Annotated in this window: 5 protein-coding genes; all 5 read left to right on the top strand. The window is 56.0% G+C overall.

Annotated elements, in window-relative coordinates; all coding sequences use genetic code 11:
- Positions 1-250 precede the first annotated feature (250 nt).
- The 5 genes from WBG04_RS18350 to WBG04_RS18330 all read left to right on the top strand — a co-directional run bounded on the left by WBG04_RS18350 (position 251) and on the right by WBG04_RS18330 (position 3,222).
- On the top strand, positions 251-793 hold the full coding sequence (locus tag WBG04_RS18350) for a hypothetical protein (protein WP_424316167.1): 543 nt from the start codon (positions 251-253) through the stop codon (positions 791-793).
- A gap of 135 nt (positions 794-928) precedes the next feature.
- Complete coding sequence (locus tag WBG04_RS18345) at positions 929-1,393, top strand: hypothetical protein (protein ID WP_424316166.1); 465 nt, start codon at positions 929-931, stop codon at positions 1,391-1,393.
- Between the two features lie 149 nt (positions 1,394-1,542).
- Entirely contained in the window at positions 1,543-1,968 is a 426-nt protein-coding gene (locus WBG04_RS18340) for a hypothetical protein (protein ID WP_424316165.1), read from the top strand.
- 222 nt (positions 1,969-2,190) lie between these two features.
- Positions 2,191-2,553: a hypothetical protein gene (locus tag WBG04_RS18335; protein ID WP_424316164.1), complete on the top strand. Its 363-nt coding sequence runs from the start codon at positions 2,191-2,193 to the stop codon at positions 2,551-2,553.
- A 198-nt stretch (positions 2,554-2,751) separates the two neighbouring features.
- Complete coding sequence (locus WBG04_RS18330; protein WP_424316163.1) at positions 2,752-3,222, top strand: type II secretion system protein GspG; 471 nt, start codon at positions 2,752-2,754, stop codon at positions 3,220-3,222.
- The last annotated feature ends 230 nt before the right edge of the window (positions 3,223-3,452 follow it).

Below are 3,452 nucleotides of genomic sequence, written 5' to 3'. Positions count from 1 at the left end.
GCGACGGACTTGTTCACAATCCGGGCGGAGGCGGTGGGCCTCGTTCCGGGCCCCTTGCCCGGCTTGATGAATAAGTCCGGTTGTGCTATAAAGCCGAAGATGGCGACCCCTCTCAGCGGCCTTGTTGAATTTCCGTTTTGGTGCTTTAATCCGGCAACGAGAATCGGAGTCCCGCCATGAGGGTCGGGATCGCCATTTCTCAGACGTTGTGCCAAGAATACATGGTTCGAGCCGTTACACCTCGTAGCGAATGACTAAGGTCCGTCCAACTTCCGTTTTGCTTGGTCTGTTCATCTGCGTGGCGACAGCTGAGCCCCCGAAGGCAACCGGCAAAGACAGCCCCGCGATCCTTTTACTTCGCGACCCGGAGCGTGAGCACGCTTTTGCAGCGCATTTGTTGGCCATGGCGGAGCGTGAGGACGAGCTACAAGCTTCTCTGAAGAGACTTTCTGGGAGCGTAGGACTACTGCCCGCACAGCTCGGTCCAAAGGACCGGGAATTGCTCAAGAAGGCCGAGGAGGCCCAAGCCGAGATCGAAGCTGAATTTGTCGAGTTTCAGAAGAATCTCACAGATTCATTGAAGGCCCAAGGCAATGACCGCTTGAACGAGCTTCTCAAGGCTGTCGGAAAGCCGGAAGCGCGAGAGGGCACTCAACAGATTCGAAAGAAGATCCAAGGCAATCACAGCTACGTCGCCATGATCGAGATGGCAGAGTGGTCGAAGGCGCTGAGGGGTTGGGCGGGCAAGCTGAATGGACCTCGGGAGCCACAGAGCAAGAGCGAAAAGCAATGAAGCACAACAATTCGTGGGAGATCGACGCTTAACCGCCGCCTTGTTGCGTTTCCTTTCCTTGGTTCGGACACGTTCAATTTTCCCGACGTGCGGCCTTGAGTTCGCGCGTCTCCACTGAGACGTTCGGCCAAAGTAATGCGCCTGACCCTACTCACTTCCATTTTCGCTGCGATACTTGCTGGGTGCGAGCAGGACCGAGAAGATGTTCGCTCGCGTCCGGACGATTCCGATATCGTCGGTCTCTGGAGGGGTAGTCAGATTCCTTCTGGATTCTTCGATGGAGACCACATTCCGACAGATCCATCACCTACTCTGGAGATTCGAGCGGACGGAACATTCGTAGCGACTGACTTCCCACTGCGAGGGGGGCTTTCATCTCCCGATGGTGGTCAATCAGAGCAAGCCCGCCTCTGGTCCGGCCAAGGGAACTGGACACTCACCGACGGACCTACTCCTGAGCCAGAGGGCGTTTGGATGATGAACCTAGCCGGAATCTGGGTGCATCTGAGCATGGATGATAGTTTGCTTACCCTCGTCTACCACATCAGTATGTCGCATGGTTGGAGGGTGCGCTACGACCTTCAGGGTGAGGACGAATAACGCCGAACAAGTCAGAGCAGGACGACGCCTACCAGCGGCCTTGTTGAAAATCCGTTTTGGTGGTTCATTACCTCCAACAGGACTCGGAAGCGCCGCTTCAATTCACCGGCGCCGCCTGTCCTCAAACGTTCTGCTGAAAAAGAAGAGCCATGACGCTCATTGAACTCTTGTTCTTCATCGCCGCAATTGTCTGCGCGATAATCGGAGCGAATCACTTCGGTCAGTTCGGAGTCCCCGCTGGTATCGCCGGAGGTCTTGTAGGCCTGACTATTCCTTTCGTGCTGGGCCGGATCTTGGCTTGGTTCGATGACCTAAGGTTCTCGCGAACGCGGGAGGGCAGGAGACTCAGGATTGCAGAGGTGGAGTTCGATAAGAAGCATACCGAGAAGCGAGTAAGGTCGTGGCGAAGACGCCCCCAGGCAGGCAAGGATGGGTCGATCATTGTCACGATCTTCTACGGTGGGACCATTCCTCCGCGCCGTGCATTTTTCCGTTTCTCAGGGGATTCGATGGACCCGGTGGAGCTGTCAGGGGCAGAGGTCCAGAATTACATCGACGTTCCCATGATGCGATAAACCAATGCAGAACAAGGCGCTTGAGGGCGACCCCTATCAGCGGTTTTGTTGCGTTCTTGCCGCCCGCTTCGGAAGCTGCTTGGATGACCGCAGCCTTTCCGGTGAGGTCACCGGGATCGCCTCAGCTCAATCGTTCGGGCAATAATGCAGATCCTTTGCTCCATCGCTACAGTCGCATTCGGCCTCTTGTGTTGCTTCGGTAGCTCCGGTTGTGAGACGCCAGTGCCACGCAGCGACCAAGCGGCGGAAGTATGCAAAGTCCACCAGCAAGACCTGCAGTCGAAAGAGGGATTTACGTTTGGTAGCAACGTTTCCGCAGACCCGCTTTGGGATTACGTTCGTTTTATGGACGAGGAGCGTTTTCCCAATGTGACGCCCTGGGATTTCTCGCCGAGGCAGTCAGATCTTCACCCGACTTTGATCACGATCCATTACTGCCCGCAATGCGACGCGGAGTTCGATGCGGGTTTTGAGAAGTTCCGGCAACTACCCGAAGAAGACAAGGAGGCGGCATTCGATGCAAGGCTGCGTCGACAAATCCAGAAAGACAAAGAAGCCGAACAAGACGGCGATGGCGACGCCTAACCGCGGCCTTGTTACGTTAGCGGTTCGATGATTCAATCCCTTCAATCTGGTACGGAACGCCGCCTTTGTCCGGGCGTCGCGCCATGCCTCAAACGTTCGGCAGACAAATTGAGATCGCAGCGGACTTTGCTTGGTGTCCCGATGATCATCCGTCCTCAGCCATGTTCCACTGCACTTCCGGTTTTTGTAGCGATGCTCATGATAGCACCTACCCTCGCCCACGGTAGCGGGAACAGGTTGTCGGGTGACTTCCTCACGTTGGGCGCAGCAGTCCGAATGTATAAGATCACGACAGGCAACCTCCCGCACCCTGAGGAGGGCCTTCAGGCTCTGGTCGTTAGGCCATCGAGCCTCCCGAGTGATCGTGAGTGGATCAAGCTTTTCGATGAGGTTCCATTGGACCCCTGGGGTAATCAGTATCTCTATGTCGCAGGGGGAGGATTCCCCGACGGCTTCGGCTTCTATAGCACGGGGCTCGATGGTATTTCCTCCAGCCAGGGCAATGATGCTGACGACTGGAATTCATGGTCGGAAGACCATAGAGGATTCGATGTTGGTCTGGCCCAGCATTGGAGGAGGATCGGACTCATTCTTGCAGGTGCTTCTGCCTTCAGTCTATTTGGAGGCTATCTGGTGGGGCGGAATCGAAAAACGCCGAACAAGGCATGAGACAGCGACGCCTATCAGCGGCTTTGTTGGAGATTGCCGGGAGTGCTTCGATCTGCTTTCCTGTTCTCGGAACCGCCGCCATGAGGGCGCGCGTCCACATCGGCGTTCGCCAGATATGAAGCGCCTGGTCCCTGTCATCTTGGTTGTCTTGGCCTTCGTCTTACTGACAGTCGGGTGTCGACGCCCCTTTGAGGGCATCGATGAGATTTCGACCGTTGATTCCGCAACTC

This window comes from Haloferula sp. (assembly GCF_049672945.1).
Taxonomy (GTDB): domain Bacteria; phylum Verrucomicrobiota; class Verrucomicrobiia; order Verrucomicrobiales; family Akkermansiaceae; genus Haloferula.
Note: the sequence above shows the minus strand (reverse complement) of the source record. Positions and strands in the feature narration are given on the sequence as shown.

Coding starts and splice junctions, on each gene's coding strand:
- WBG04_RS18350 (WP_424316167.1), top strand. CDS start 251: ATGACTAAGGTCCGTCCAACTTCCGTTTTGCTTGGTCTGTTCATCTGC.
- WBG04_RS18345 (WP_424316166.1), top strand. CDS start 929: ATGCGCCTGACCCTACTCACTTCCATTTTCGCTGCGATACTTGCTGGG.
- WBG04_RS18340 (WP_424316165.1), top strand. CDS start 1,543: ATGACGCTCATTGAACTCTTGTTCTTCATCGCCGCAATTGTCTGCGCG.
- WBG04_RS18330 (WP_424316163.1), top strand. CDS start 2,752: ATGATAGCACCTACCCTCGCCCACGGTAGCGGGAACAGGTTGTCGGGT.